The 26,279-nt window shown below is 67.2% G+C and carries 23 protein-coding genes and 1 pseudogene; 11 read left to right on the plus strand and 13 right to left on the minus strand.

Features of this window, described 5'->3' with window-relative positions; translation table 11 throughout:
• Positions 1 to 169 precede the first annotated feature (169 nt).
• Both ACIA76_RS06450 and ACIA76_RS06455 read left to right on the plus strand, forming a co-directional pair.
• A pseudogene (locus ACIA76_RS06450) lies at positions 170 to 582 on the plus strand (VOC family protein).
• 118 nt (positions 583 to 700) lie between these two features.
• Complete coding sequence (locus tag ACIA76_RS06455) at positions 701 to 895, plus strand: DUF5808 domain-containing protein (RefSeq protein ID WP_397149152.1); 195 nt, start codon at positions 701 to 703, stop codon at positions 893 to 895.
• Here the strand turns inward: ACIA76_RS06455 and ACIA76_RS06460 are convergent.
• The 5 genes from ACIA76_RS06460 to ACIA76_RS06480 form a co-directional block, all read right to left on the minus strand.
• Complete coding sequence (locus ACIA76_RS06460) at positions 864 to 1,541, minus strand: response regulator (protein ID WP_397149154.1); 678 nt, start codon at positions 1,539 to 1,541, stop codon at positions 864 to 866. The genes ACIA76_RS06455 and ACIA76_RS06460 overlap by 32 nt on opposite strands.
• Positions 1,538 to 2,644: a histidine kinase gene (locus tag ACIA76_RS06465; protein ID WP_397149156.1), complete on the minus strand. Its 1,107-nt coding sequence runs from the start codon at positions 2,642 to 2,644 to the stop codon at positions 1,538 to 1,540. The genes ACIA76_RS06460 and ACIA76_RS06465 overlap by 4 nt, the downstream gene beginning before the upstream one ends.
• A gap of 48 nt (positions 2,645 to 2,692) precedes the next feature.
• Positions 2,693 to 3,805 (minus strand): serine hydrolase domain-containing protein, encoded by a 1,113-nt coding sequence (locus tag ACIA76_RS06470; protein ID WP_397149158.1) that lies wholly within the window; start codon positions 3,803 to 3,805, stop codon positions 2,693 to 2,695.
• A gap of 83 nt (positions 3,806 to 3,888) precedes the next feature.
• The gene (locus ACIA76_RS06475) at positions 3,889 to 4,263 is read right to left on the minus strand and encodes a hypothetical protein (protein ID WP_397149160.1); all 375 of its coding nucleotides are present in this window, start codon (positions 4,261 to 4,263) and stop codon (positions 3,889 to 3,891) included.
• Positions 4,264 to 4,336: 73 nt separating this feature from the next.
• The gene (locus ACIA76_RS06480) at positions 4,337 to 4,561 is read right to left on the minus strand and encodes a hypothetical protein (RefSeq protein ID WP_397149162.1); all 225 of its coding nucleotides are present in this window, start codon (positions 4,559 to 4,561) and stop codon (positions 4,337 to 4,339) included.
• Here ACIA76_RS06480 and ACIA76_RS06485 point away from each other — a divergent pair.
• Positions 4,515 to 4,766 (plus strand): helix-turn-helix domain-containing protein, encoded by a 252-nt coding sequence (locus ACIA76_RS06485; RefSeq protein ID WP_397149437.1) that lies wholly within the window; start codon positions 4,515 to 4,517, stop codon positions 4,764 to 4,766. The genes ACIA76_RS06480 and ACIA76_RS06485 overlap by 47 nt on opposite strands.
• A gap of 553 nt (positions 4,767 to 5,319) precedes the next feature.
• Here ACIA76_RS06485 and ACIA76_RS06490 read toward each other — a convergent pair.
• On the minus strand, positions 5,320 to 5,988 hold the full coding sequence (locus ACIA76_RS06490; RefSeq protein ID WP_397149164.1) for a hypothetical protein: 669 nt from the start codon (positions 5,986 to 5,988) through the stop codon (positions 5,320 to 5,322).
• A gap of 436 nt (positions 5,989 to 6,424) precedes the next feature.
• On the opposite strand from ACIA76_RS06490, the gene ACIA76_RS06495 reads away from it, so the two are divergent.
• Positions 6,425 to 7,294: a peptidoglycan recognition family protein gene (locus ACIA76_RS06495; RefSeq protein WP_397149166.1), complete on the plus strand. Its 870-nt coding sequence runs from the start codon at positions 6,425 to 6,427 to the stop codon at positions 7,292 to 7,294.
• A 13-nt stretch (positions 7,295 to 7,307) separates the two neighbouring features.
• Here ACIA76_RS06495 and ACIA76_RS06500 read toward each other — a convergent pair whose 3' ends face one another.
• The 4 genes from ACIA76_RS06500 to ACIA76_RS06515 all read right to left on the minus strand — a co-directional run bounded on the left by ACIA76_RS06500 (position 7,308) and on the right by ACIA76_RS06515 (position 12,383).
• Positions 7,308 to 8,492 (minus strand): acyl-CoA dehydrogenase family protein, encoded by a 1,185-nt coding sequence (locus ACIA76_RS06500; protein ID WP_397149168.1) that lies wholly within the window; start codon positions 8,490 to 8,492, stop codon positions 7,308 to 7,310.
• Complete coding sequence (locus ACIA76_RS06505) at positions 8,489 to 9,295, minus strand: alpha/beta fold hydrolase (protein WP_397149170.1); 807 nt, start codon at positions 9,293 to 9,295, stop codon at positions 8,489 to 8,491. Before ACIA76_RS06505 ends, ACIA76_RS06500 begins: the two co-directional genes overlap by 4 nt.
• 10 nt (positions 9,296 to 9,305) lie before the next feature.
• Positions 9,306 to 10,997: a PHA/PHB synthase family protein gene (locus ACIA76_RS06510; RefSeq protein WP_397149172.1), complete on the minus strand. Its 1,692-nt coding sequence runs from the start codon at positions 10,995 to 10,997 to the stop codon at positions 9,306 to 9,308.
• Between the two features lie 102 nt (positions 10,998 to 11,099).
• Positions 11,100 to 12,383, minus strand: a complete 1,284-nt coding sequence (locus tag ACIA76_RS06515) for a PucR family transcriptional regulator (RefSeq protein WP_397149174.1) — start codon at positions 12,381 to 12,383, stop codon at positions 11,100 to 11,102.
• A gap of 158 nt (positions 12,384 to 12,541) precedes the next feature.
• On the opposite strand from ACIA76_RS06515, the gene ACIA76_RS06520 reads away from it, so the two are divergent.
• From ACIA76_RS06520 to ACIA76_RS06535, 4 genes are all read left to right on the plus strand, one after another.
• Complete coding sequence (locus tag ACIA76_RS06520; RefSeq protein WP_397149176.1) at positions 12,542 to 13,993, plus strand: class I adenylate-forming enzyme family protein; 1,452 nt, start codon at positions 12,542 to 12,544, stop codon at positions 13,991 to 13,993.
• 10 nt (positions 13,994 to 14,003) lie between these two features.
• Positions 14,004 to 15,806, plus strand: a complete 1,803-nt coding sequence (locus ACIA76_RS06525; RefSeq protein WP_397149179.1) for a DUF3556 domain-containing protein — start codon at positions 14,004 to 14,006, stop codon at positions 15,804 to 15,806.
• Positions 15,803 to 17,218, plus strand: coding sequence for a phytoene desaturase family protein (locus ACIA76_RS06530; protein WP_397149181.1), 1,416 nt, complete (start codon positions 15,803 to 15,805; stop codon positions 17,216 to 17,218). Before ACIA76_RS06525 ends, ACIA76_RS06530 begins: the two co-directional genes overlap by 4 nt.
• A gap of 131 nt (positions 17,219 to 17,349) precedes the next feature.
• Positions 17,350 to 18,174: an alpha/beta fold hydrolase gene (locus ACIA76_RS06535; protein WP_397149183.1), complete on the plus strand. Its 825-nt coding sequence runs from the start codon at positions 17,350 to 17,352 to the stop codon at positions 18,172 to 18,174.
• Positions 18,175 to 18,225: 51 nt separating this feature from the next.
• Here ACIA76_RS06535 and ACIA76_RS06540 read toward each other — a convergent pair whose 3' ends face one another.
• On the minus strand, positions 18,226 to 19,119 hold the full coding sequence (locus tag ACIA76_RS06540; RefSeq protein ID WP_397149185.1) for a transglutaminase-like domain-containing protein: 894 nt from the start codon (positions 19,117 to 19,119) through the stop codon (positions 18,226 to 18,228).
• A 63-nt stretch (positions 19,120 to 19,182) separates the two neighbouring features.
• Positions 19,183 to 20,487: a hypothetical protein gene (locus ACIA76_RS06545; RefSeq protein ID WP_397149187.1), complete on the minus strand. Its 1,305-nt coding sequence runs from the start codon at positions 20,485 to 20,487 to the stop codon at positions 19,183 to 19,185.
• Positions 20,488 to 20,660: 173 nt separating this feature from the next.
• Between ACIA76_RS06545 and ACIA76_RS06550 the strand changes: the two genes are divergently transcribed.
• From ACIA76_RS06550 to ACIA76_RS06560, 3 genes are all read left to right on the plus strand, one after another.
• Positions 20,661 to 21,611 carry an ABC transporter ATP-binding protein gene (locus tag ACIA76_RS06550; protein ID WP_397149189.1) on the plus strand — a complete coding sequence of 317 codons (951 nt, stop codon included), beginning with the start codon at positions 20,661 to 20,663 and terminating at the stop codon, positions 21,609 to 21,611.
• Positions 21,612 to 21,672: 61 nt separating this feature from the next.
• Positions 21,673 to 22,896, plus strand: a complete 1,224-nt coding sequence (locus ACIA76_RS06555) for an argininosuccinate synthase domain-containing protein (RefSeq protein ID WP_397149191.1) — start codon at positions 21,673 to 21,675, stop codon at positions 22,894 to 22,896.
• Positions 22,886 to 23,557 carry a cyclase family protein gene (locus tag ACIA76_RS06560; protein WP_397149193.1) on the plus strand — a complete coding sequence of 224 codons (672 nt, stop codon included), beginning with the start codon at positions 22,886 to 22,888 and terminating at the stop codon, positions 23,555 to 23,557. Before ACIA76_RS06555 ends, ACIA76_RS06560 begins: the two co-directional genes overlap by 11 nt.
• Here ACIA76_RS06560 and ACIA76_RS06565 read toward each other — a convergent pair.
• Positions 23,459 to 26,020 (minus strand): BTAD domain-containing putative transcriptional regulator, encoded by a 2,562-nt coding sequence (locus ACIA76_RS06565; RefSeq protein ID WP_397149196.1) that lies wholly within the window; start codon positions 26,018 to 26,020, stop codon positions 23,459 to 23,461. The two genes, ACIA76_RS06560 and ACIA76_RS06565, sit on opposite strands and share 99 nt — an antisense overlap.
• Positions 26,021 to 26,279: the final 259 nt, after the last annotated feature.

Raw genomic sequence — 26,279 nt, forward strand, 5'->3', positions numbered from 1 at the left:
TGGGGCTTCGACAGGTTCGGTTACGAACGGGGTGACAGCCGGACCGGACTTCCCCACCAGGGTTGCCGCCGTAACGGCCTGGACCGCCCGAATGCCGACAACCTGGCATGCGATCGGTGGCGAGCGTCGCTGCCCCCGTTCTCCGGCAACGCCTCCTAACATCGGTGGCATGTCGATCACTACGGGCTCCCTCGCCCATATCCGTCTCACGGTGTGCGATATCGATCGATCGCGGGCCTTCTACGAGAAGGTCTTCGGTTGGCCGGTGCACTGGAGGTTCCGGCCGATGCGGATGAAGCCACGCACGAGCGCCTCGGATTTCTGCACGGCGGAGTGATCTACCGCATGGAATACGGTCTGATCGGCCTGCGTCCCGTCGCCACCGACCGTTTCGACGAGAACCGCGTCGGACTCGACCATCTCGCGTTCTCCGTGCCGTCACTAGCCGAATTGGAAACCGCCGCAGCACATCTGGATGCCTGTGGTGTCGCGCACGAGGGCATCAAGGATATCGGCCTCAGCTACATCCTGGAGTTCCGGGATCCGGACAACATCGCGCTGGAGCTGGTCGCGCCCAAGTAGTCCCATCCATCGGCCTGACCTCGACGCGATTCATGCGCTCACGGTACGAAGCCGGAACCGATTTTCGCGTAGCGTCGAGGCAGGAGACCGGCACGGCGATGGAGAGGATGTGGCTGCGATGAGCGACCCGGACAACGATCGCGTTCCCGAACCGCAGGGCACCTTCGCGGGTCTGCCCTACGATTGGCGCCGCCCGACCGCGGCGCGGATCCGGGCGCGCTGGTGGAATCCCGACGATCGGCGGCTGTTCACGCCCAAGTCGTATGGCTGGGGGTACGACCTCAATCTGTATCGGCTGCTCCATTGGCGATGATCAGCCCGCTCTCATAGGCCACCACGACGGCCTGGGCGCGGCTGGTGACCGCGAGTTTGCTCATGATGCGTTTGGCATGGGTCTTGACGGTGGACTCGCTCAACACCAACCGCTGTGCGATCTGCGCGTTGGTCAACCCGTTGCCGATCAGGCGCAGCACCTCGGTCTCGCGCGGGGTCAGCTCGGCCAGCGCGGGTGCGGTCACGGCCGTGCGATGGTGCTGGGAGAAGGTCTCGATCAGGCGCCGAGTGATGGCGGGCGCGATGAGGATATCGCCGACGACGATGGTGCGGACGGCGGTGAGGATCCGCTCGGGCGGGGTGTCCTTGAGCAGGAATCCGGACGCTCCGGCGCCGAGTGCGGTGTAGACGTACTCGTCGAGGTCGAAGGTGGTGAGCACGACCACATGCGGCGCGTCGTCCGCACCGGCGGCGAGAATCTGGCGGGTGGCGGCGATTCCGTCCAGCACGGGCATCCGGATATCCATCAGGATGACATCCGGTTCGACGGTGGCGGCGAGTTCGACCGCGCGGCGGCCGTCGGCGGCCTCGCCCGCGACGTCGAATCCGGGTGCGGCAGTGAACAAGGCCACCAGCCCCGCGCGGATGAGCGCCTGGTCGTCGGCGATGAGTACGCGGATGGTCATCGGTCTCCGTTCATCGGCAATCGCAGCAATACCGCGAAGCCGCCGCGTTCGCGAGGGCCCGCGGCCAGCACCCCGCCGTACAGTTCGGCGCGCTCACGCATGCCGATGATCCCGTGTGCCGCAACCGAATCGGCCCGCTTCTTCGGGCCGGTTCCGTCGTCGGTCACCCGCAGGGTGACCGTATGCGTGCCATAGGTCAGCTCGACCTGCGCGGTGGCGGGTCCGGCATGTTTGAGAACGTTGGTCAGCGCCTCCTGCGCCACCCGATAGGCGCACAGGTCCGGTCCGGAGGACAGCGCGCGCGGCTCCCCGGCAACGGTGAGTTCGACCGGCAGCCCGGCGGCACGGATGCGGTCGACCAGATCGCACAGTTGCGCGAGGCCGGGTTGCGGATTGTGATCGGGCATATCCTCGGTGTCCACGCGCAGCAGCTCGAGCAGCCGCCGCATCTCGGCCAGCGCCTGGCGGCCGGAATCGTTCACGGCGGCCAATGCGGTTCGCGCCGTGGGCATATCGGTATCGAGCACATAGGTCGCCACTCCGGATTGCAGTGAGATGACGGCCATGTGGTGGGCGACGATATCGTGCAGCTCCCGGGCGATGCGCTCCCGTTCCTCGGCCGCGATCCGGGCCGCCTTCTCGGCGAGCAGTTCGCTCCGCTTGGCCCAGCGCCGGGAACTGTCGCCCAGGATCCACGCGATCAGGGTCTCCAGCACCGCGTCGAGCGACTCCAGCCAGTTCAGGCTGCCCGCGCTGGGCACATTGGAGAGCATGGCCACGGGCAGCGTCAACACCCAGGCCGCGGCCGCCACGCGCATGGGCCGATGCCTGGCCACGGTGAACATGCTGATCAGCAGCCCGGCGCCGAAGGTCGGGAAGCTCGGATAACCCAGCAGCAGATAGACGGCCAGCGCGGCGCCGATCACCGCCATACTCGCCACGGGCGCATATCGGCGCGCGACGATCGGCGCCGTCGACAACAGTGCCAGGGCCACCGCCGGCGCATGGGCCCACTGGGAATCGGGCATACCGGCCACGATCAAGATCGTCACCGCCACCGCGAGCACCGAGTCGATGAGAATTGGCCGAAAAGTTGCCCGCACCGCCCCACGATATCCGGGCCATTCGGACAGCAGGGACCGGCATCATGGTCAACCGCAGAGCGCGGCGTCCTCGATCGCCTCGAAGGCCGCGCGCTCCTGCGCCACCGGCCCAGGGAATTGCCGGGTGGTGAAGGAGATTTCGGCCCGACGAGTGCGGTCCAATGTGGTGAAGACCCAGGTCGTATAGCCGTGGACGGAACCCTCCTTGACCCACACCGGCACCCCGCAGTGGGTCTGCGTCACGCTCAGGCCGAGTCCGTCCTCGTCATTGAGCGGCCGGGTGTGGGTCATCTCGGCGATCTCGGCCGGGCGAAGCAGCGTGCCGTCGGTGAGGGCGGCGAGAAACCGATCCAGATCCGCGGTCGTGGAGATCATGGAACCCGCGGCGCCACTCCAGCTCGTATCGTTTTCGGTGACGTCGACCGGAATGTTGTTCGAATCCAGCGCATATCCGTGCGCGTGCGGGTCCGCGATCTCGGTATCGTCGCCGGGGATGCTGGTCGCGATCAGCCGCAGCGGGGCGATGATGCGGTCGGTCACCTCGTCGGCCCACCTGCGCTCGGAGACTGCCTCGATGACCATCCCGGCCAGCACATAGTTGGTATTGGAGTAGTTGAATCGGCTGCCGATCGGGGTCAGTAGCGGTTGGCGGGTCGCCGCCGCGACGGCCAGCTGCTGCCCGTCCACGCGCCGCAGACGGTTTCGCAGGAATTCGTCGCCTACCAGGGGAATCGCGGGATTGTCGTCGGCGAACTCGGCCAATCCGCTGCTGTGCTGCAACAGCATTCGCACCGTGATCGCCGCCCGATCGGCGGGCAACAGACCGGGCAGATACCGATTCACCGGGGCATCCAGCTCGACCCGATGCTCGCCGACCAGTTGCAGCATGACCGCGACCGTGAACAGTTTGGTGACACTGGCGATCCGGAAACGCCCGTCCACGGGTACCGGCTGCCCGCCGTCCAGCTCGGTACGACCGGCGACGGCGGTGTATTGCCGACCGTCGCGGGTCACGCGGATCTGCGCACCGACCGCCAGACCCTCGGCGACCATACGGTCGAGGACCTCCCGCGAACGGTCGGCCGGATCGTGCGTACCGGAGGTAGGAGTACAGCCGCTGAGCATGCCGACGCCGATCAGGACCGTGAGTACTCGCTTCATACCGCTTACCGTAGAAAACGGCGACCCGCTCGTCGTCACCCCGCGACAGCAATTCGCGGTACCCCCGCAGGGGTAGATCGGCACTAACTTTTGATGGACTTCACCCGGGCCAGATGATTCACGGCGATCGTATGATCCATCTGTTCGAGCATGCAGCGGATGTCCTTCTTGTGCTCGGTCGAGGTGTTCGGATTGTTCAGCTGCTTTTCGAGTGTGCGGCGGGCGCGGCGGATGACGGCCCATTCGCCGTACCATTCCGTCCATTGCCGGACCTGGTCGAAGGCTGCCCCGGTGACCACCGCCAGAATGGGAGCCGAATAGAGGAATACCAGACCCGGAATCGTATCCACGCCGATATGCTGCGCGATGGTGATCAGCAGGGTGCCGCTGCCCGCTCCGCCGATTCCCGCATTCAATCTCTGGCCGGCATTGCTATGGGGCGAACGCCTGACCGCCACCCATACCGATTCGGAGATCCGATTGTATTGGGCCACTTACCCGTTCACTCGCTCGCCCCGATGACCGAGATGTTCAGCGGCCGAGCACCGAGAGCAGGATGCCGAGGGATTCCGTGCCGAATGCGGTGAGGGCGTCGGTCGCCATGCCGATTCGTCGGTGGCTGTGTCCGGAAAGGTGGGATAGATGACCTTGGATCACCGAACACCCCGAGGACGATCTGTCGCTGGCCGCGCTGGCGCAGCGGGCGAGCCTGTCGTCGCGGCAGTTCGCCCGCGCCTTCTCCACCGAGGTGGGCATGTCGCCGGGGCGCTATGTGGACCGCATCCGGGTCGAGGCGGCTCGCCGCCGGCTGGAGGACACCCGCGACAGCGTCGAGGAGACCGCCCGCGCCTGCGGCTACGGCACACCCGAGGCAATGCGCCGCGCCTTCCTGCGCCAGCTCGGCGTCGGCCCGGCCGAATACCGACGCCGCTTCCAACCCGCGCAGCGGAGTGCGTCATGAAGGTGGCCGACCGCAGGCCGGGGTGCGAATTTCGAGATCGGCCTACTTCGGTACAGACAGCTGAGGGTGATCAAGCAGTGCTTGCCATGCTGCGGCCCACGGGAACCGGTCTGCGGAGTCGCCACCGGCTTTCGGTTCGGGTGGTGTGGCTTCGACCAGCATGGTTACGCCCCACTGTGTCCAAGCTGAATGGCGGGCTGAGCAACGACGTATGCAAGCCCAGGAGATACACCCCGCCGAATCCGGGCTATGGCCGCGGGGATGGCCGCACGAGGCACCCGACCGCCCACTGAGCGTGCCCGAAGCGCACGCCACCATGCAGCGTCACAGGGAATGTCGCACCGACGACTGCCCGCGTAAGGCAGCGGCACGGCAGACGCTGAATGCCGCTGGGCGCAGGAAACCGGGCCCATCACGGGAGCGCTGATGAACTTCGCCTATGCCTCGGGCAGTACCTACTCGAGAGTCATCCCTCCGACACACCGGATACCGTCGCGAGTTCCTTCTGCGTCAACCCGCGGCACTCGGTTGACCGCCGCGCGGCCCTGCGGGGTCACTGCAGGGCCGGTATGTGCCGATCGGCCAAGGTATTCCAGAACATCAACTCGTAATCGTGCAGGAGCCGGCGGTAGGTATGTGCCTGCTGTGGCGCCCATCCGCGGTCGAGTGCGCCTTGGATGATGGCAAGGATCCGGTCGGCTCTGCCGGGCACCGGTGTGGCGAACAGATCGAAGAAGCCGCATGCGTCGTCGGTGAGCCCGTAGTGATCGCGCAACGGGCGGGTGACCATCGCGCAGTAGCTGCACCAGGTGTCCAGATTCGACGCCACGGCGAGGAGTACATCGTGCGGATCCCCGTTGAGCGCCAGCCATGCCTCGTACCCGGCGTAGGCCTGGCACCCCGCGAGCGGCTCGTACTCGCGGAATGCGGTGTCGTCCATCCCGCACGCGGCCGCGAGACTGGCCAGCTTGTCCAGCGCGACATTCTTCCGCTGGACGAGCTGCGCGACGAACTCGATCAACGCCCGGTCGGTCGATCGAGCGGCGAGAGTGAGGAAGCTTCGCTGTGCACTGGTGATGATCAGCTGCTGCTCGGCAGCGAACGCTGCCAGCACCGACCGCGGTGCCCGACCCCGCGTGATCTCGAGTGCCAGGCGGTTTTCCTCGTCGGATTTCGGTTCTTTCTGGATCTCACCGAGCAAGGCACGAGCGGCGTCAACCAAGTCCCAGACCCCTTCCTGCACAGTGACCCCGACGGGGCACTCATCGAGAACGCTTGCAGCGTACCAATATTCCACTCAGAACCACCGCTGGAGCGACTGCGCCGAACTCGCCACCGCGCTCACGACTTCACCTATGCCTCGGGCGGTACCCCCAGTGCGTCACTCGAGACTCACCCTCCGACAGACGCCAAAGTTACGCGGCCTTGCCTAATGTCTGTGACGTGACATCACACCGTATGGCTCCCCACAGGAATTCGTGACAGTGCGGCACAACATTCGGGTCGGTCGTCGTACCGTCTTATCCAGTGCCCTCGTTGCGGCCGCCGTCGGATGGGGCGGCATACCCGGTTCCGCGCGCGCTGAATCCGGCAGCGAAGTCGACTGCCGCGGTGGCCGTTTCGCGGCACTGCGGTGGCCGCAATCCGACAATGCCCCGGTGGCGGTGCGGTTTCGGGTGAACGGATCGTGGAGCGACCCGATCGATGTTCGCCGGACAGCGCACGGGCGAGATGATCGGCCGGGGCAGCTGTCGGAGGCCTTCGCCGTCCCTGCCGGGGCCGACCGGCTCGGCGTCATCTGCGATGCCGTGGTCCCGGCGATACCCGCGATCTTCGGGCCCACCCCCGCGCCGCCGTTTCGCACACCGGTGACCACGTCCTATGCCTGGGGTTTCCCGGCCGTCACCCGATCCGGGTGGGGTGCCGACGAAGCATTGATGACCTGGGGCGAGCCGGATTACTCACCGGCGCAGGTGATCACCGTGCACCATACGGCCATCCCCACCGGGGAGGAATACGGCGACTACCGCGACGCCGTCACCGGCATCTACCGCTTCCATGCGCGGCCGGCGCCGGACGGGAACGGCTGGGGCGATATCGGATATCACCTGATCATCGATCCCAACGGTGTCGTCTACTCCGCCCGGCACAGCGGAGCCGACGATTCCCCGATCTTCAAGCCGGGATCGGATCTGCGACCCGGCGCCGAGATCGTCACGGCCGGCCATGTCTCCCGCGCCAACGCCGGTAACCTCGGCGTCTGCTTGATCGGCAACTTCACGCACGGACTGCCGAGCAAGGCCGCGCTGCACAGTCTCGATATCGTGCTCACCCGGCTGTGCACGGGATTGGGCATCAACCCGTTCGCCCAGGTGCGCTATGTCAACCCGATCAACGGCGTCACCGCCACCGTGCCCGCGGTCGCCGGACATCGGGATTGGCAGAATGTGTGCGGTCCGACCGAATGCCCGGGCGACTTGCTGCACACGATCCTGCCGTTGCTGACGGGTCTGTCCCGACTCGGCTGAGTCCCTGGCGCCCTCAGACGAAGGCGCTCAGGCCGGTGATGGCGCGGCCGACGATGAGGGTGTTCATCTCGCGGGTGCCCTCGTAGGAGTAGATGGCCTCGGCGTCGGCGACGAAGCGGCCGACGTTGTGCTCCAACAGGATTCCGTTACCGCCGAGCAGTTCGCGTGCCCAGCCGACGGTTTCGCGCATGCGCACCGTGCACCAGGCCTTCGCCAGGGAGGAGTGGCGGTCCTCGGCGCGGCCGAGATCCTGTAGCTGGGACAGGCGTGCGCACAGCGCCCAGGAGGAGGTGATGTTGCCCAGCATGCGGACCAGAAGGTCCTGCACGAGTTGGAATCCGGCGATGGGGCGGCCGAACTGCTCACGCTCCAACGCATAACTCAGCGCGTTCTCATACGCGCCGCGGGCGCAGCCGACCGCCATCCACGCGACGCCCGCACGGGTCATGCGCAGCACGGCGGCGGTATCGCGGAAGGAGTTCGCGTTCTGCAGCCGATCCACCTCGGGGACACGGACATCGGTGAGGGTGATCAGCGCGTTCTGCACCACGCGCAGCGCGATCTTGTCCTCGAGTTTCGATGTGGTGAAACCGGGAGTGTCGTTGGCGACCACGAAGCCCTTGACCTGTCCGTCGGCGATATCCTTGGCCCAGATCACGGTGAGATCGCCGAAGGTGGCATTGCCGATCCACTTCTTCTGCCCGTCGAGAATCCAGGTATCGCCCTCGCGCCGCGCGGTGGTGCGCAGCCCGCCCGACGCGCCGGAGCCGACCTCGGGCTCGGTCAGCCCGAACGCGCCGATCCGCTCCATCCGCGCCATCTCGGGCAGGAACCGCTGCCGCTGTTCGACGCTGCCGCACAGATAGATCGAGCCCATGGCCAATCCGCCGTGCACGCCGGCGAAGGTGGCCACCGACGGATCGGTGCGCGCCAGCTCCATCGCCACCATGCCGTCGAGCAGGAACGACCGTCCGGGACAACCGAATCCGTGATACGGCAGTCCGGCGAGCCCGAGATCACGCAGCCCCGGCACGATCTCGAAGGGGAAGCTGCCACGCTGCCAGTGCCGGTTGATGATCGGCGCCACCTCGGCGGTCATGAACTCCCGCACCCGGTGCAGATACTCGCGGTCGGCGTCGTCGAGCAGATCCTCCAGGGCATAGAAGTCCGCGCTGTCGACGGTGATGGTGCTGCTCATTGCTGCTGCCTCCGGAATCGTTCGATGACGGGCGCCAATTCGGCGGCGTTGGTGATGAGGTCGACATGCCCACCCGGGTGCAGATGCACGGTCGAATGCGGCAGTAGACGATGCATGATCCGGGCGTTGGCCACCGGGATGATCGGATCGTCGGTCCCCGCGACGATCAGCGTCGGCTGCCGGATGAACGGCAGCGCGCCGATACTCGTCCACACCGATCCGGCGAGCAGCTGATGCAGATAGCCGATCCGCGATCCCGCCATCAACTGCCGGTCGAACAGCCGCTCGACGACGGCCGGATCGGTGCGCACGGTGCCGCCGTAGAGTTCGCCCGCGATCGCGGCGGCATAGTGGTGATCGAGAAAACGGCGCGGCGTCAGCATCTTCAGCAGGGCCGTCGGGTTTCCGGGCACCATGATCACCCCGGTTCCGGTGGACACCAGGATCAGCGCGCGGCAGCGACGCGGATGCTGGAAGGCGAACTGCTGCGCCAGCGCGCCACCCCAGGACAGCCCGAGGATATCGACCCGGCCACCGAGTCCGACCTTGCGCAGCAGCCCGCCGAGCACCGCCGCGAGATACGGAAACCCGTAGGGCAGCGGCGAATTCGGCGATCCACCGCTACCCGGCACATCGAATCGCACCACCGTGGTCCCCGGATCCAGCTGCCCGACGAGCGGATCGAGCACCTCGAGGCTCGCGCCGATGCCGTTGCACAGCACCAGCGGCACCCCGCTCCCCCACCGGATGTCCACCCGGATCTGCTGTCCCAGTATCGGAACCAGCCGCTGCTCGACGGCCATGGCGGCCCTTTCAGTGTTCGCGCACATAGGAACCCGGCGCGGGCTCGAGGGGCGGGAGCTCGGCTGTGCCCGGTGCGCGGGGCGCATCCTGTTCCGGCCCGCCGCGTTCGGCGAGCCAGGCCACGAAATCGGGCCACCAGGAACCCTTCTCGGTGCGCGCCTCGTCCAGCCAGGCCGCCGGATCGGCCTCGTCGACGCCGCCGACGCGGTAGGAGGCCTTGGGATTTCCGGGCGGATTCACCAGTGCGGCGATATGCCCGCTGGTCGACAGCACGAAGCGCAGATCCTTCGCGCCCAGTAGCCGCGCGCTGCGGTAGCAGGCCTGCCACGGCGAGATGTGGTCGGCGATTCCGGCCACCACATAGGTGTCGACCGTCAGCTCGGACAGATCGACCGGCGTCCCCAGCATCGTCACCGCGCCCGGGGTGGTGAGCGAATTGTGCACGCCCATCAGCACCATATCCCGATGCAGCGCGGCGGCCATGCGCGTGGTGTCGGCATTCCAGAACAGCACGTCGAACGGTGCGGGCACGCGGCCCTGCAGATAGTTGTTGACCCAGTACCGCCACACCAGATCGTTCGGGCGCAGCCAGGCGAACACCTCGGCCAGCGCGCGGCCGTCGAGATAACCCTTGCGGGCCGACAGTGCGATCGCGATCTCGGCCGCCTCCTGATCGATGGCCGCGGCGGCGAATCCGGCGTGGCTCTGATCGAGCACCGTCACCATGAGGGTCAGCCCGGCCAGCCGAGGGGCCTGCCCGATCGCGGTCAGATGCGCCGCCGTCATCGCCGCGATGATCCCGCCCGAGCACGAGGCCTGCAGCTGGGTCCGGTCCGAACCGGTGATCCGCTCGACCGCGCCGAGCGCGTCGATGATCGCCTGCCCGTAGGCATCGAGGTCCCACTCCCGTTGCCCGGCACCGGGATTGCGCCACGAGATGGCGAACACCTGCTGACCCGCGCGCAGGAAGTACTCGATCATGCTGCGGCCGGGCGCGATATCCATGATGTAGTACTTGTTGATCACCGGCGGCACCATCAGCAGCGGCACCGAGGCCACCCGCTCGGTCTGCGGCGTGTACTGGATCAGCTCGAACATCTCGGTGCGCAGCACCACCGAACCCGGTGTGGCGGCGACGGTCTCGCCGAGAGTGAACGCATCGGCCTCGACCATCGACGGCACCCGCGGCGCGGTGGACATATCGGCGAGGAAATGCCGCAGCCCGCGCACGGCGCTGCGACCTCCGGTGTCCACCAACGCCTTCCACGTCACGGGATTGAGCAGCGGATTGTTACTCGGCGACAATCCCTCCACGAGGTTGTCCAAGACGAACCTCATCCATTCGGCGTCGCGCCAGTCCAGCTCGGCGTCGGCGAACAACGCCTCGACGGTGTCACCGGCGGCCAGATAGGCCTGCATGGACCGCTTGAACAGCGGATTGCCCTGCCATGCCGGATCATCGAAGCGCCGATCGCCCTTGCGCGGGGCGCGCCGCGACCGGCCGCGCGCGATCTGGGTCAGCTCCTGCCCGAGCGCGCCGACCCGGCCCGCCACGGTGCCCGGTTTGCGGGCCAGGCTCAGCCCCAATCTCGTCCACGAGGTGTTGGGCAACATGCGCCGGCCGATACCGATGGCCGAACCGGTCAGCAGCAGATCCAGCGGCGCGGCGAGTTCGTCGGCGTTCTCGATCGTCGTTGTCATGGGTGTACTCCTCCAAACAGGGCGGCTGACAGCACGGTAGATCCGATTCGGCGGCGCGCCATTGTCCCCGGAGTACGAAGTCCGGGCCGATATTTGTCGCGGCTAACTTGCGCCCCGCCACAACACCGCCGGTCCATACCAGTGACACAGCAGCAGCGCCAGCTCGACATCGAGCCGGTCCGCCTCGATCGGCCGCCCGCGACGTGAAATCGCGCGCGCCACACGGTATTTCACGGAGTTGAAATGCAGGTCGAGCTCCGCGGCCGCGGCCTTGTAACTCGATCCCGCGCCCAGGAACACCCGCAACGTCTCGCGCAGCCGCTCGTCGTTGTCGTTATCGGCGGCGAGCTCGCCGAGTACGTGGGCCACCCACTGTCCGGCCGCGCCGACATCGCCGCCCAGCAGCGCGGCGGCCGCCAGTCCCGGATCGGAGGCGGCCAGGACCTTCGACACCGCACCGCCCGCGACGGCGACCGAGCGGGCGGCCTGCGCCTGCCGATGCGTGCGGCGGAATCCGTCGATGCCCGACGCCATCTCGCCGATGGTGAGCCACGGGCCCTCCGGCCGTGCGACCGCGAAGTCCCGGATCCGTTCTACCACAGCGGAATTCGCGGCCCGAAACGGCAGCCAGGCCCAGCCGCTGCCGCCATCGGCCGCGGCGAACAGCGGGCGCGCGCCGGTGTCGGTGGCCTCGGCCAGCTCGCGCACGAACCGCTGCAACCGCGTCAGCTCGTCGCCGGAGGTCTCGGTGTCCGGATACCACATGACCAGCGCGACGTGATACCAGTGCAGCGGATACCGGATCGCCTCGATCGCCGCGTCCACGTCCACCGGCCTGCGGCCCGCCAGCACCTCCCGAACCCGTAACGCCCGCAGGCTGTTCCGGCTCTCCAGCCACTGCTCGCGCTCGGTCTCGTACACCGCGACCACCTGCTGGGTGATCCCGTCGATGTATTCGAACAGCGTGGTGGTGATGACCTCCACCACCGGGATCCGGTCCTCGGCCTCGATATCCACCGCATGCAGTTCGGCGAAGACCAGCTCGGTCATCCGGCGCTGTCCGAGACGATACGCGCGCACCAGCGCGTTGACCGGAATCCCGTGCTGGGCAAGGCGTCTGGCGTATTCGATGGCCGCGGCGGGCGCCTGGATCCCGGCCACCGGGATATCGTGGCGCAGCGCGTGCAGAATCGTGTCGACATTGCCCTCGACGCTGGCGCCCAGCAGTTCGACCGTGCGCGCGTCACCGCGCAGTTCGGGGATATCGGCCTCGAGATTCTGCCGGATGTTCGCGCTGACCTGCGTCACCCGCTCGTTCAGGCGGGCGGCGATCCGTGCGACGTAACGGTTCACCTCGACGGCGCCGTCGCGACGAGAAGTCGTCACCCGTCCACGGTAGTCACCGCGCTCTCGGCACATCGGCGAATCGATTGTTCTCCGGCGACAATGCCACCGCCCGATTTCGTCGGCGCGCGACGGTGGCTCGATCGCGCGAAGTTCCTACCGTTGGCGGACCTTCTCTCACTTACCCTTCAGGACCGCCGATGACACTCCCCGATCTCCCCGACCGGCGCGCGGCCGCCGCACCCACCGCGCCCGCGCTCGCCGACGACACCGTGACACTGAACAACGCCGACCTCCTCGATCGGGTCCGCAGGGCCGCCACGGCCCTGCGCGGCGAGGGTGTCGGCGCGAGCGATGTGGTCGCGATCATGCTGCCCAATACCGTCGCATTCGTCGTATCCCTGTTCGCCGCATGGCGGGTGGGCGCGGCGGCCACGCCGATCAACCCGTCGCTGACACCGGCCGAGGCCGGATATCAGATCTCCGACGCCGGGGCGAAGGTGCTCATCACCGAGCAGGCCGTGACCGATGCGTCGGTAGCCACCGTCCTGTCCCCCGCCGCACTGTTCGACACCGAACCCGATGTGGCGCAGCCGAATCCGATCTCCTCGGACGCGCTGGCTCTGCTGATCTACACCAGCGGAACCACCGGGCGACCCAAGGGCGTGCTGCTCGACCACGCGAATCTGGATGCCATGTGCGCCATGGTGATCGCGGCCTTCGCGCTCACCGCCGCCGATCACAGCCTGCTCATCCTGCCGCTGTTCCACGTCAACGGCATTGTGGCGGGGACATTGTCGCCGCTGCTGGCGGGCGGGCAGGCCACCGTGGCGGGGCGGTTCGGCGCGCAGACCTTCTTCGACCGGGTCGAGGCCGGCCGCGCGACCTACTTCTCGGCCGTGCCGACCATCTACACGATGCTGTGCGATCTGCCCGCCGAGGTACGGCCGGACACCTCCTCGGTCCGATTCGCGATCTGCGGTGCGGCTCCCGCCAGTGTGGAGCTGCTCACTCGCTTCGAAACCCGTTACGGCATACCGATAGTCGAGGGGTACGGACTGTCGGAGGGGTCGTGCGCGAGCACGATCAATCCGCTGCACGGTCCGCGCAAGGCCGGAACCGTCGGACCGCCGCTGCCGGGCCAGACGATCCGCATCGCCGACCTCGACGGTGCGCCCGCGCCCCACGGCACGGCCGGTGAGGTGCTGATCTCGGGCCCGAATGTGATGCGCGGCTACCTCAATCGCCCCGAGGAGACCGCCCGGACCCTCGTCGACGGCTGGCTGCACACCGGCGATATCGGCTATCTCGACGCCGACGGCTATCTGGTCCTGGTCGATCGCGCCAAGGACATGATCATCCGCGGCGGGGAGAACATCTATCCGAAGGAGATCGAGACCGTCGTCTATCGGCTGCCCGAGATCGCGGAGGCCGCGGTGGTGGGCCGATCGAATCCGCTCTACGGCGAGGAGCCGGTCCTCTACGTCGCCCTGAACTCCGGTGCGCGGATCAGCGCCGACGACATCTCCGAGCATATGCGCGCCACGCTGTCGAAATACAAACGGCCCGTGGCGATCACGATTCTCGACCAACTACCCAAGAACGCCGTGGGCAAGATCGATAAGCCCGCCCTGCGGCGTCGCGATTCATAAGGAGACCATCATGGGATTCACGAAACCAGATCTGCCGCAGGTCGATCCGGAAACCTTCCTGCGCCGCCCGCTCATGGAACGCATGCGTGTACTGGCCGTCGACTGGGCCGAACACGGCTTCGGCTCGCCGCGCATGGTGCACACCATCTACATCGTCAAACTGGTCGTGCTCTATGCGCTCGGCGGCGTCGTCATCGCCACCGCGACCTCGAATCTCCCTGCGTTCTGGCATATTTCGCAGTGGTGGGATCAGCCGATCGTCTATCAGAAGGCGGTGCTGTGGACCGTGCTGCTGGAGGCGATCGGGGTCGCCGGATCGTGGGGTCCGCTCGCGGGCAAGGTCAAGCCGATGACCGGCGGGATCCTGTTCTGGGCGCGACCGGGCACCATTCGGCTGCGCCCGTGGAAATGGGTCCCGCTCACCGCGGGCGATCGCCGCGGCCCGATCGATATCGTGCTCTATCTCGCACTGCTGATCGGCGTCGCGGTGGCGCTGTTCGCCCCTGGCGCGCACAGTGATTCGCTGTCGGCGGCACTGCCGGACAACACCTCGGGTCTGGTCCGGCCCGCCCTGCTGATCGCCCCGATCGTTCTGCTGATTCTCAATGGCCTGCGGGATAAGACGATCTTCCTCGGTGCCCGCGGCGAACAGTATCTGCCCGCGTTGATCTTCTTCGCGGCGCTGCCGTTCGTCGATATGATCATCGCGCTCAAACTGCTGATCCTGGTCGTCTGGGTCGGCGCGGGTGTGTCCAAATTCGGCAAGCACTTCTCGCAGGTGGTGCCGCCGATGGTGAGCAACAGCCCCTCGGTGCCGTTCACCTGGCTCAAACGCGCGCACTACCGCGACTTTCCGCGCGATCTGCGGCCCTCGCGCGTCGCGGATGTGATGGCACATGTCGGCGGCACCACCGTCGAGGTGATCGCCCCGCTGGTGCTGTTCTTCTCGACGAACTGGTGGCTCACCGGGATCGCCGCGGCGGTCATGGTGATCTTCCACCTGTTCATCGTGTCGACCTTCCCGCTGGCGGTGCCGCTGGAGTGGAATGTGCTGTTCGCGTACGCCACGATCTTCCTGTTCCTCGGATTCCCGAATCAGCACGGCTACGCGATCACCGATATCTCCTCGCCGTGGCTGGCCGTCGTGCTGATCGCCGCGCTGCTGTTCTTCCCGATCCTGGGCAACTTCCGGCCCGACAAGGTGTCGTTCCTGCCCTCGATGCGGCAGTACGCGGGCAACTGGGCCTCGGCCGTGTGGGCCTTCGCGCCGGGCGCCGAGGCCAAGCTGGACCGGGTGACCCGGACGGCGAAGAATCAGATCGATCAGTTCATCGAATTCGGCTACGAGCCCGAGTGGGCGGAGGTGACCATGCAGCGCACGATCGCCTGGCGCACCATGCACAGCCAGGGCCGCGGACTGTTCTCGGTGCTGCTGCGCAACCTCCCCGATATCGACACCCGGACCGTGCGCGAGGCCGAGTTCGTCTGCAACTCGTTGATCGGCTTCAACTTCGGCGACGGTCATCTGCACGACGAGGATCTGATCACCGCGGTGCAGCGCCAGGCCGGCTTCGCACCCGGCGAGCTCATCGTGGTCTGGGTGGAATCGCAGGCCTGGGGCAGCCGGGTGCAGCGATACAAGGTCATCGATGCGGCACTGGGCGTGATCGAGCGCGGCACCTGGAAGGTGGCCGACGCCGTCGCCGAACAGCCGTGGTTGCCCAACGGCCCGATCCCGCTGGAAGTCATCTGGGCGCAACCGAATTCGCGGCCCGGCGTCCACGATGACCACGAGCGCGGAGCGCTGGCATGACGACCGCGACGGTGGTGGGCGGCGGGCCCAATGGGCTCGCCGCCGCGGTGGCCCTGGCCCGGGCCGGGGTCCGGGTGACCGTGCTCGAGGCCGCCGAGGAGGTCGGCGGCGGCACCCGCACCCGCGCGGCGCTGCTGCCCGGTCTGCTGCACGATCAGTGCTCGGCCACCCATCCGATGGCGGTCGGCTCGCCGTTCCTCACCGAACTCGGCCTCGAACGATACGGATTGTCCTGGCGCACACCGGAGATCGACTGCGTACATCCCCTCGACGACGGCAACGCGGGCGTGCTGTACCGCTCGGTGGAGCGCACCGCGGCGGGCCTCGGCCGCGACGGCGGCCGGTGGCGGGCGCTGTTCGAACGGCCCGCGGCACGATACGACGCACTGGCCGAGGACATCCTGCGACCGCTGTTGCGCATACCGCATCATCCACTCACGTTGGCCCGCTTCGGTATTCCGACGCTGCTGCCGGGATCGGCGGTGGCTCGGCTGTTTCGTACCGAGGAGGCCCGGGCGCTGTTCGGCGGCGTCGCGGCCCATGCCTTCCGGCCGCTGCACCAACCGCTCACCGCGGCCATCGGTTTGGGCATCCTCACCGCCGGACATCGGCACGGCTGGCCGGTGGCGGTGGGCGGTTCACAGTCGATCGCGAACGCGCTGGTGGCCCTGCTGACCGAATGGGGCGGCAAGATCGAGACCGGGGTCCGGATCGAGGACGCGGCACAACTACCCGCGAGCGATGTGACGATCTTCGATCTCGCCCCCGACGCCGTCGCGGGCATCCTCGGCGACCGGCTACCCGCACGAATCGCCCACGCCTACCGGCGTTTCCGACAGGGCCCCGGCGCCTTCAAGGTCGACTTCGCGGTCGAGGGCGGCGTGCCGTGGACCAATCCGCACGCCCGGCGGGCCGGAACGGTCCATCTCGCGGGACCCTTCGCCGAATTGGCCGCCGCCGAACGCGATATCCACGCCGGACGGCTACCGCGACGGCCCTTCGTCCTCGTCGGCCAGCAGTACCTGGCCGACCCGGGGCGCTCGGTCGGCGACATCCATCCGCTGTGGACCTACGCCCACGTCCCGCACGGCTACACCGGCGACGCCACCCCGGCGATCATCGCCCAGATCGAACGATTCGCCCCCGGCTTCCGGGACCGCGTCATCGACCGAACCGTCCGCACCACAACCCAATTGGCCGCCTACAACCCCAACTACGTCGGCGGCGACATCATGACCGGCGCCAAGGATATCCGCCAACTGATCTTCGGCCCCCGAACCACCCTGTCCCCGTACACGATCGGCATCCCCGGAATGTACATCTGCTCCGCGGCCACCCCACCCGGTCCCGGCGCCCACGGAATGTGCGGCGCGAACGCCGCCGCCCTGGCCCTGGCCCGCCTGCGGCGCTGAACGGTCCAGATCGTTTGCGACAAAGAGCTTTGGGTCGCGCACCGGCCGTCTACCGTTGAATTCAGACTGGTCTACGTCGTCGCGGTCACCCGAATTGATCTCTACTCGAGCGTCTCGAAAGAAGACATCGCATGAGCACCATCACGACATCCGACGGAACCGAAATCTTCTACAAGGACTGGGGCAGCGGGCAACCGATCGTCTTCAGTCATGGTTGGCCGCTGTCGGCCGACGACTGGGATAACCAGATGCTGTTCTTCCTGAGCCACGGCTACCGAGTCATCGCTCATGATCGGCGCGGCCACGGGCGATCCACCCAGACCGGCGACGGTCACGATATGGATCACTACGCCGACGATCTGGCGGCGGTGACCGAGGCCCTCGATCTGCGCGACGCCGTCCATATCGGCCACTCCACCGGCGGCGGCGAGGTGGTGCGCTATCTGGGCCGGCACGGGCAGAGCCGGGTGGCCAGGGCCGTGCTGATGAGTGCCGTACCGCCGCTGATGGTCCGGACCCCCGATAATCCGGGCGGCCTGCCCAAGGACGTATTCGACGATCTGCAAACACAATTGGCGGCCAACCGCTCGCAGTTCTACCGCGATGTCGCATCCGGCCCGTTCTACGGTTTCAACCGGCCGGGCGTGACGCCCTCGGAACCGATCATCGCCAACTGGTGGCGCCAGGGCATGATGGGCGGTGCGAAGGCCCAGTACGACGGCGTCGTCGCATTCTCCCAGACCGACTTCACCGAGGATCTGCTGAAGATCACCATTCCCGTTCTGGTGATGCACGGCGACGACGACCAGATCGTCCCCTACGCCGATTCCGGACCGCTGACCGCGAAACTGCTCCAGAACGGCACCCTCCACACCTACGAGGGCTATCCGCACGGCATGCCGACCACCCACGCGGAGACGATCAACGCCGATATCCTGGCATTCCTGAGGTCCTGAGCACGGCGCGAGCGACCGGCGGGCACCCGGCGTGCCCGCCGCGTACCCGGATCAGCTGGCCCGCAAGGTGATTCGAATCGGTTCGAGGGCGGCCGGGGAGATGGTCGTCACCGTCTCCGGCACCCGCAGTGCCGCATCGGCGAATACCCCCTCGATCTGATCCAGCGCGAGATCCGCCGATTGCAGAAGTTCCGCCAGCGCATCGAGTTTCGGGGCGAGCTCCTGGGTGTCGACGGTCTCGTCGTCGAGCAGGCCCCAGACGTCCCACAGGATCATCTCGTGCTTGTTCAGCGCGGCGAGGTCCTGCACCAGGTTGTGGGTCAGCTGCGGCCAGCTGCGCAGGAACGGCTCCGGCCGGTTCGGGGACACCACGAATCGGTCCGGATCCAGCACCCCGGCACGGCACTGTTCCCAGGCCTGCGGTCCGGTCAGGAACATATCCCTCGGCACGTCCAGCACATCGATCTCATCGTGCTCGGCGAACTCCGCATCGACCAGGCGCCAGCGTGATTCGGCCCGATCCCAGACCTCGGCGACCACATGGTCCAGCGCCCAGCCCTGCGTCAGATACATCGCGAATCCGATCCGCGCTCGCGCCGGGATGCCGTGGTGGCGGGCCAGCGCGACGAACAGCAGGGTGGCGTCGCGACAGCAGCCCACCACGCGGTCGGTCTGCTCGCGCGCACCGTCCAGCGGCCCCGGATTCAATTCGTGCAGCCGCTCGAGCAGGACATCGGCGTAGCGCGAGTCGATCTCGCGAATGCGGTCGGCGGCGAAACCGTGGCTGGTGATATCGCCGTGGGCCGCATAGTGGAACACCAGCCCGGCGACCGCCGCATGGATTGCGGGTAGATCGGGGCGGACGCCGTCGAACCATCGCGACATCGCCCGCGGATCGGTGAAACGACTCTGGGAGGTGTAGAACGTCGACACAGTCTCGGTCACCCTGCCGTTCTACGAAATTCGGCGCGCAATGTCCACTCCCTCCCCGGCGGTTCGCGGCGTGCCCTACCGGATCAACTGCTCCTCACCGACCCGCGCCTCGAGATCGGCGATGATCGCGCGGGCCGCCGCCGGGGTATCGGCCACCGCGGTCGCGGCGAGGATCGGCGCCGGGCGGCTCAACCCGCGGACGGCGGTGGGCACCGCCCGGATGCCCTGTGCCCACAGCCGTTCGAACAGTGGGCGGATCCGGTCGCGATACCCACCCGCGGCCCGCACCGGAATGCTGTCGTGGGAGTGGGCCACCGAGCCCGCGCGCGAGTCGCCCCACTGCGCCAGCAGCGCGATGGGATGCATGGCGCCACTGCGCCGGGCGTTGATCTCGGTGACGTAGAGCTCCCGATCGCGATCGACGAGGCAGTCCGCGCACAGCCAGCCTCGATAGCCGAGCGCGTGGGCGGCCGCGCCGATCGCATAGCCCAACGCCCGCAACCGATCCCGCAGATCCTCCGGCACGCAGGCCTCGCCGACGGCGACCGAGAGATACCGCTTCACCTCGACGGTCATGACGCTCAGTACCGGCGGCTCGACTCCGGCCTCGGTGATCCAGATATCGACGGCGGGGCAGCCGACGCCCTCGGCGTGCTCGATGTAGCGCTGCACGAAGACCGGGAAGGTGCGCAGGAAGTGGTCGTGGAAGAGGTTGGCCCAGAAGGTATCCGGATCGTCGCGAGGCACGACGATCGATCCGTCGCCGCTGATGCCGTGCATACTCTTCACGATCGCGCGGGGACTCTGGGCAAGCACGACGCGCAGCGCGCCCTCGAGTTCCTCCGGCGTCGTCACCGTGATCCCGCCCGGCACCCGGAAGCCGGGCACCCCGCCCGCCAGATCCAGGCAGCTCAGCTTGTTGTCCAGGTACACACTCGACCAGTAGTCGGATTTGGCCGGGCCGTCGAGTTCGGCGTCGACGCCCCAGCCCTGGACCGTCGCCAACAGCTGGTACACGCCCGGGGTGACGCCGAAACACAGGATCCGCGTGCGCCGTTCACCGATCAGGGCGCGCAGCCGCGTCATCGCCGAGGCATCGGCCAGCAGATCCGAGATCAGCCGCCCCGTGCGGCGTTGTGGATCGATGACCGGCGGTTGCGGCACGCCGAGTGCGGTGTGGACATCGGCGAACCAGTCCGTATCGAATCCGGCGGGCAGGATCAGGATCCGGGGCGCGACGCTCCAGAACACGGCCTGATCGGCCAGCATATCCCCATTGACGATGAAACTCCGCTCGGCCTCGGGCGGCAATCGGGCCGGGAAATTGCGGAGATTGAATTCCGCGTTGTTGGGAACAATGAGATCGACCGAATCCGACATGCTGCCCAAGTGTGCCAGGTGGTCCGATACCGGAAAACTGGCCGTTCGGGCATGGCCATTCGTTCGAACTCTCCGCTACAGCCGCTATCCGGGCGAACGGCCGGGCGACTAACCTGACGATGCCCGGACTTCATGAAGACGATTCCGCATAACCGATGAGGGAGGTCGCTGATTTGGACACGAAGTATGGACCACCACTCGACGGTATGGCCGTGCACAGCCGCGAATTGACGAAACGCTTCGCGGAATTGACCGCCGTGGACGCGGTCGATATCGATGTGTATACGGGTGAGTGTTTCGGACTCCTCGGACCGAACGGCGCCGGCAAATCCTCCACGATGCGCATGCTGAGCTGTATATCGCAGCCCACGAGCGGATCTCTGAGCGTCCTGGGCATGGATCCGCGCCGCGAGGCGTCCAGAATTCGCGGCGGCCTGGGCATCGTGCACCAGGAGAACAATCTCGATATGGATCTGAAGGTGATCGAGAATCTGACCACCTATGCCCGGTACTTCGGCCTCTCCCGATCGGAGTCCCGCCTGCGCGCCCGCGAGATGCTGGGATTCGCACAACTGGAGGAGAAGGCCGCGACCAAGGCCGCGGAACTGTCCGGCGGTATGCAGCGGCGGCTCGCGATCGCCCGCGCCCTGGTGAACTCCCCGCGCATGGTGTTCCTGGACGAGCCGACGACCGGCCTGGATCCGCAGATGCGCCATGTGGTCTGGGAGCGTCTGCTCGAACTCAAGCAGAAGCAGACGACGCTCATGGTGACCACCCATTACATGGAGGAGGCCGAGCGGCTCTGCGATCGGATCGTCATCATGGACCGCGGCCGTATCGTCGCCGAGGGCACCCCGCAGATGCTGATCGAGGAGAACGCCGGCCAGGAGGTCGTCGAGCTCTGGTTCGCCGATAATCCCACCGACGAGACCGCCGCCCTGCTCAGCGGGGTCAGCGAGCAATTCGACGTGCTCCCCGACCGCATCATTCTCTATGTGACACACGGGGACAGCGCGGTGAACGAGATCCATCGCCGCGGATTGTCGCCCTCGCGTGTGGTGATTCGCAGATCCACACTCGAGGATGTGTTTCTGCGCCTGACGGGCCGGACATTGGTGGAGTGACCATGGCACATCCGACGGTGGACAGGGATCTCGGCAAATGAACAACGAAGCGGGAGTATCGATGTCTGCTTTCATCAGTTCGCTGGACGAGTTGGAAAGCTCCGCGCCGCGGCATGTCCTACTGCTGTACTCGGGGGGCGTGGACGGCAGCTATCTGCTGCAGTGGCTCGCCCGCAGGAATATCGAGGTGACCGCGCTGCAGGTCCGCATCGGCGATGCGGGCGAGGTGGATTCCGATGTGGCGAAGTGGCGCGCCAGCCGATTCGGGGTGAGCCTGCACACCGTGGACGCCTCGCAGGAGTTCTTCACCGAATTCCTGCCCGCGGCAATCCATGCCGACGCCTACTATCAGGGCCAGTTCCCGGTGGGCTCGACGCTCACCCGCCCGCTCATGGCCAAGGTCGCCGTCGATGCCGCCCGCCAACTCGGTTGCGACGCCGTGGCCCATACGGCCACCTACACCCAGAACAGTTCGCTGCGGCTCAGCGCGTCGATTGCCGCGCTGGACCACGAAATCGCCATCGCGGCGCCATTTCTCGGCTCGCAGGTCTCGCGCGATACCAAGGTGGCGGTGCTGCGCGAGGCCGGGATCTCCTTCGATACCGGGGTCTACAGCGTCGACGCGAATCCGTGGGCGCGCGTCATCGAATCGGGCTCCCTCGAGAATCCGGAGAACATCCTCGACGAGACCGTCTTCACCTGGACCCGCGATATCGACGAATGTCCGCCCGGCGGAACGGAAATCGAGCTCACCTTCGCCCACGGCCTGCCCTCGGAACTGGACGGGCAGCCGGTGTCGCTCAACGATCTGGTGGCGCTGCTGAACGAACTCGGCGGCCAGCACGGCATCGGACGCTTCTCCGGATTGGAGGACATCCCCTTCGGCGTGAAGAATCACGAGATCCGGGAGGCGCCCGCGGCCGCGGTGATCACGACCGCGCACCGCGCACTGGCCAATGCGGTGTACGGCATGCGCGAACACGCGATCCGGGCGACGCTGGGCCAGGAATGGACGAATCTCGTGGTGCACGGCGGCTGGTACGGCCATCTGGCGCAGAGCCTGTCGCACTGCCTGGTGGAATTGGATCAGCCGTTGACGGGCACGGTGCGGCTGCGACTGCGGCGCGGCACGGCGCAGGTCCTGCGGCTGCGCTCGGACAACGGGCTCTACTATTCGCGGTTCCGCGACAGCTTCGATCGCTCGATGGGCGCGTATTCCTACGGGCCCTGGCTGACCCAGGCGACGATCACCGATGCCGTGCGAAGCGGGCGCAATGGTCGCTGATACCAAGGTCTTCGACCTCAGCCACGTCGTCGAGGACGGTATGACGACCTATCCCGGGCTGCCGGGCCCGGCGATCGCCGATCATCTGTCGCGGGACGATTCTCGCGGCCGATACGCCCCGGGCACGGAGTTCCAGATCGGGCGCATCACGATGGTCGCCAATACCGGCACCTATCTGGACGCGCCCTTCCACCGCTTCGACGGCGGCGCCGACCTCGCCGCGATTCCGTTGTCGCGCTTGGTGGATCTGGACGGGATCGTGATCCGGGCCGGACGTCGCGAGGTCGGCGTCGCGGAGTTGACCCGCTTCCGGGATCGGATCGCGGGCCGGGCGGTGCTGGTACACACCGGCTGGGATCGGCATTGGGGCACGGCGCGATACGCCGATCCCGATCATCCGTATCTCACCGCCGAGGCCACCGAATGGCTTGCCGCGCTGGGGCCCGCGGTCGTCGGCATCGACTCGGTGAACATCGATGACATGGCCGACCTGTCCAGGCCCGCGCATACCGGATTGCTGGCGGCCGGCATCCCGATCATCGAACATCTGACCGGACTGGACCTACTGCCGGATCGGGATTTCCGATTTCACGGGGCCCCGATCGCGGTCGCCGGGATGGGGACCTTCCCCATCCGGGCCTATGCGCTCGTGAGTGAGTGATCGGTACCGATCGATCGCCGTGGTCCGATCGGCCAGCAGCCACCGGCAGATCTGGCCGTAGGCGCGGCGCAGCGCGCCTACCCGATCCGGCCGAACCAGCCGATCGGCGTAGCGGATCGCGGCGGTGAATTCCGCCAGCGCGCCGGTGATATCGCCCTGCACATGGCGAACCAGGCCGCGGCCGTGGGCGCCGCCCACCGCGGCGAGCACCGCGGCCATCCGCCCGCCGGTCTGCCGCGGTCGTTCGGCGACCGCGGCAGCGGTGGTCTCCGGCGCCGGCTCGTCGGCGGCCCTCGACAACCGCGCGAGCCGAATCCGCAGTGCGCGTTCGGATTCGGTGATCGCTGGATCCGACGGTAGCGACCGCGTCACCTCCAGCGCACGGCGCAGCCAGGTCTCGGCGCGGTCGTGGGCACGGCGGTCCTCCGCACTGTCGGCCGCCGCGACCAGTCTGTTCAACACCAGCACGGGATTGAGGGCCCCGGCGGCACGCCAGGAGTGGTAGGCGATCTGTTCCACCTGCTCGTCGCCGGAAATATGGTGTGCGGCCAGGGCTTCCGCGGCGCGCGCGTGCAGGAGCGCGCGCTCGTGCGGCATCAGTTCCCCGTACAGCACGTCGAGGACGAGGGTGTTGGTGAAGCGCAGGACGCCGATCCGTTCGGGGTCGACCTCGAGCAGGTTGGCGCGCATGGCCATCTCCACATGACGATGTGCGGGACGGTCGGCGCCGTAGACGCGGGCGAGCACCGATACCGGGATATCGGCGCCGATCACCGTGCAGCAGCCCAGCAGTTCCAGGGTGCCCGCGTCGAGCCGGGACAGCTGGCGGTGCAACACCTCTCGCAAACCGAACGGGACATCGTCGAGCAGCAGTTCCTCGGGCCGCGCATGATCGCCCGGCGAATGCCGTTCCAGCGCGGCGAACAACTGGGTGAGGAAGAACGGATTGCCGTTCGTCCGGGCGTACAGGGCCGCCAGCACCGGTTCGGCCATCTCGCGCCCGGTGATCGCCCCGGCCAGCGTGCCGACGGCGGCGGGGCTGATACCGAGCAATCGCAGTCCGTCCGAGGAGAATTCGCGCAGCACCGACCCCAGGGTCTCGCGCACCCTCGGCGTGAAATCGGGTTCGGTGTCGCGCGCGGACACCACGACGAGCAGCGGGGCATCGCGTACTCGCCCCGCCAGCAGCTGCAGCAGTTCGAGCGAACGCGGATCGGCCCAGTGCAGATCGTCGAGAATGATCGTCAGCGGACGCTGCGACGCCAGTTCGAGCAGGACCCGGCACACCGCGTCGTGCACGCGGAAACGTTCCCGGGGGCTGGTCGTGCCCGATTCCCATCGGGACAGGTAATCGGGCAGCAGCGGCGCGGAATCCGCGACGGCGCGCCGGAATGCCTCGGGGCGAATCACCGCCAGTCGCCGCAGCACCTCGTCCCAGACCCAGTGCGTGGGTGCGCCGTCGGCCTGAACACAGCTGCCCCACACCACATCCACGCCCCGGTCGCCGAGGCTGCGGTCCAGCTCCGACAGCAGCCGGGTCTTACCGATTCCGGGCTCACCGGCGACCACGATCGTTCGCCCGCAGCCGTGCAGCGCGACGGTCGCCGCACGCTCGAGGCGGTGCAACTCCTCATCGCGTCCGGCGAATGCCTCCGGATTCGGCGGGCTGGACCGAGGTCGGGTGTCCTCGCCGCGACGTATCGTGATCGGCTCGTCGGGTGCGCCGAACTCCTGTAATGCCGGATCGTGGCGCAGGATCGCCCCGTGCAGACTGCGCAGTTCGTCGCCCGGGTCGATGCCGAGCTCCTCGGCCAGCCGGCGGCGCGTGCGTTCGTAGATGTGCAGGGCGTCGACCTGTCGTCCCGATCGGTACAGGGCGAGCATCAACTGCCACACCATCGGCTCGTGCAGCGGATGGCGGCGCAGCCCGGCGGCGAGCCCGGCGATGATCGCCTCGTGATGTCCGAGCGCCAGCGCCGCCTCGGCATGTCCGGTCACCGCGGCGAGGTGGACATGTTCGAGCCGGGCGGCCTCATCGGCGGCGAACCGATAATCCGACAACTCCGCATAGGGGGTGCCCTGCCACAATTCGAGGGCGCCCACCAGTCGCTGTCGAGCCGTCGCGAATCGGCCGTCGCGCAGGGATTGCAATCCGGTCGCCACCGCGATCTCGAATCGGTGCGCATCGATATGATCCCGATCGATGGTGAGCAGATATCCGGGTGCGCGATGTTCCACCGGATTGTCGCCATCGCGCGGGAGCGCATCGGTCAGCAGTCGGCGCAATCGGGAGACATATGTCTGCAGCGTGGCCGTGGATCGTCCCGGCGGTCGCCCTCCCCAGATCTCCTCGGTAATCCTTTCCGTGGATACAACGGCACCGGAATGAATGGTCAACAATGCGAGAACGGCCCGCTGCCGCGGCGGTCCCATATCCAGTCGACGAACACCCCGGTGCGCCATGAAATGACCTAAAACAGAAATACTGAGATCTGCGCAAACACTCATCTCTACACCAACGCTCGAGTTGTGCCGGGCCGACGCCGATGTAGCCATCGCCACACCACCTGCCCGCACTCGCCTTCCGATCTGCGGAACACCGTCTCACACAACGGTTTTCGAGCATATTGGATGTCAACTGAGGCAATCATCCGAGCGGGGGCCGGCACCCCTGTTCGAATACCCGGTTGTGGCGACGACGGAATTGACTACAGGGCGATCG

This window comes from Nocardia sp. NPDC051570 (assembly GCF_044454005.1).
In the GTDB taxonomy this organism is placed as follows: domain Bacteria; phylum Actinomycetota; class Actinomycetes; order Mycobacteriales; family Mycobacteriaceae; genus Nocardia.

Excerpts from the sequence above, each read along its gene's own strand:
- ACIA76_RS06555 (WP_397149191.1), top strand. The coding sequence starts at position 21,673 with ATGTCTGCTTTCATCAGTTCGCTGGACGAGTTGGAAAGCTCCGCGCCG.
- ACIA76_RS06505 (WP_397149170.1), bottom strand. The coding sequence starts at position 9,295 with ATGGCCGTCGAGCAGCGGCTGGTTCCGATACTGGGACAGCAGATCCGG.
- ACIA76_RS06500 (WP_397149168.1), bottom strand. The coding sequence starts at position 8,492 with ATGAGCAGCACCATCACCGTCGACAGCGCGGACTTCTATGCCCTGGAG.
- ACIA76_RS06460 (WP_397149154.1), bottom strand. The coding sequence starts at position 1,541 with ATGACCATCCGCGTACTCATCGCCGACGACCAGGCGCTCATCCGCGCG.
- ACIA76_RS06545 (WP_397149187.1), bottom strand. The coding sequence starts at position 20,487 with ATGTCGGATTCGGTCGATCTCATTGTTCCCAACAACGCGGAATTCAAT.
- ACIA76_RS06455 (WP_397149152.1), top strand. The coding sequence starts at position 701 with ATGAGCGACCCGGACAACGATCGCGTTCCCGAACCGCAGGGCACCTTC.
- ACIA76_RS06535 (WP_397149183.1), top strand. The coding sequence starts at position 17,350 with ATGAGCACCATCACGACATCCGACGGAACCGAAATCTTCTACAAGGAC.
- ACIA76_RS06520 (WP_397149176.1), top strand. The coding sequence starts at position 12,542 with ATGACACTCCCCGATCTCCCCGACCGGCGCGCGGCCGCCGCACCCACC.
- ACIA76_RS06525 (WP_397149179.1), top strand. The coding sequence starts at position 14,004 with ATGGGATTCACGAAACCAGATCTGCCGCAGGTCGATCCGGAAACCTTC.
- ACIA76_RS06560 (WP_397149193.1), top strand. The coding sequence starts at position 22,886 with ATGGTCGCTGATACCAAGGTCTTCGACCTCAGCCACGTCGTCGAGGAC.
- ACIA76_RS06530 (WP_397149181.1), top strand. The coding sequence starts at position 15,803 with ATGACGACCGCGACGGTGGTGGGCGGCGGGCCCAATGGGCTCGCCGCC.
- ACIA76_RS06480 (WP_397149162.1), bottom strand. The coding sequence starts at position 4,561 with ATGCCCACCTCGGTGGAGAAGGCGCGGGCGAACTGCCGCGACGACAGG.
- ACIA76_RS06565 (WP_397149196.1), bottom strand. The coding sequence starts at position 26,020 with ATGGCGCACCGGGGTGTTCGTCGACTGGATATGGGACCGCCGCGGCAG.
- ACIA76_RS06470 (WP_397149158.1), bottom strand. The coding sequence starts at position 3,805 with ATGAAGCGAGTACTCACGGTCCTGATCGGCGTCGGCATGCTCAGCGGC.
- ACIA76_RS06510 (WP_397149172.1), bottom strand. The coding sequence starts at position 10,997 with ATGACAACGACGATCGAGAACGCCGACGAACTCGCCGCGCCGCTGGAT.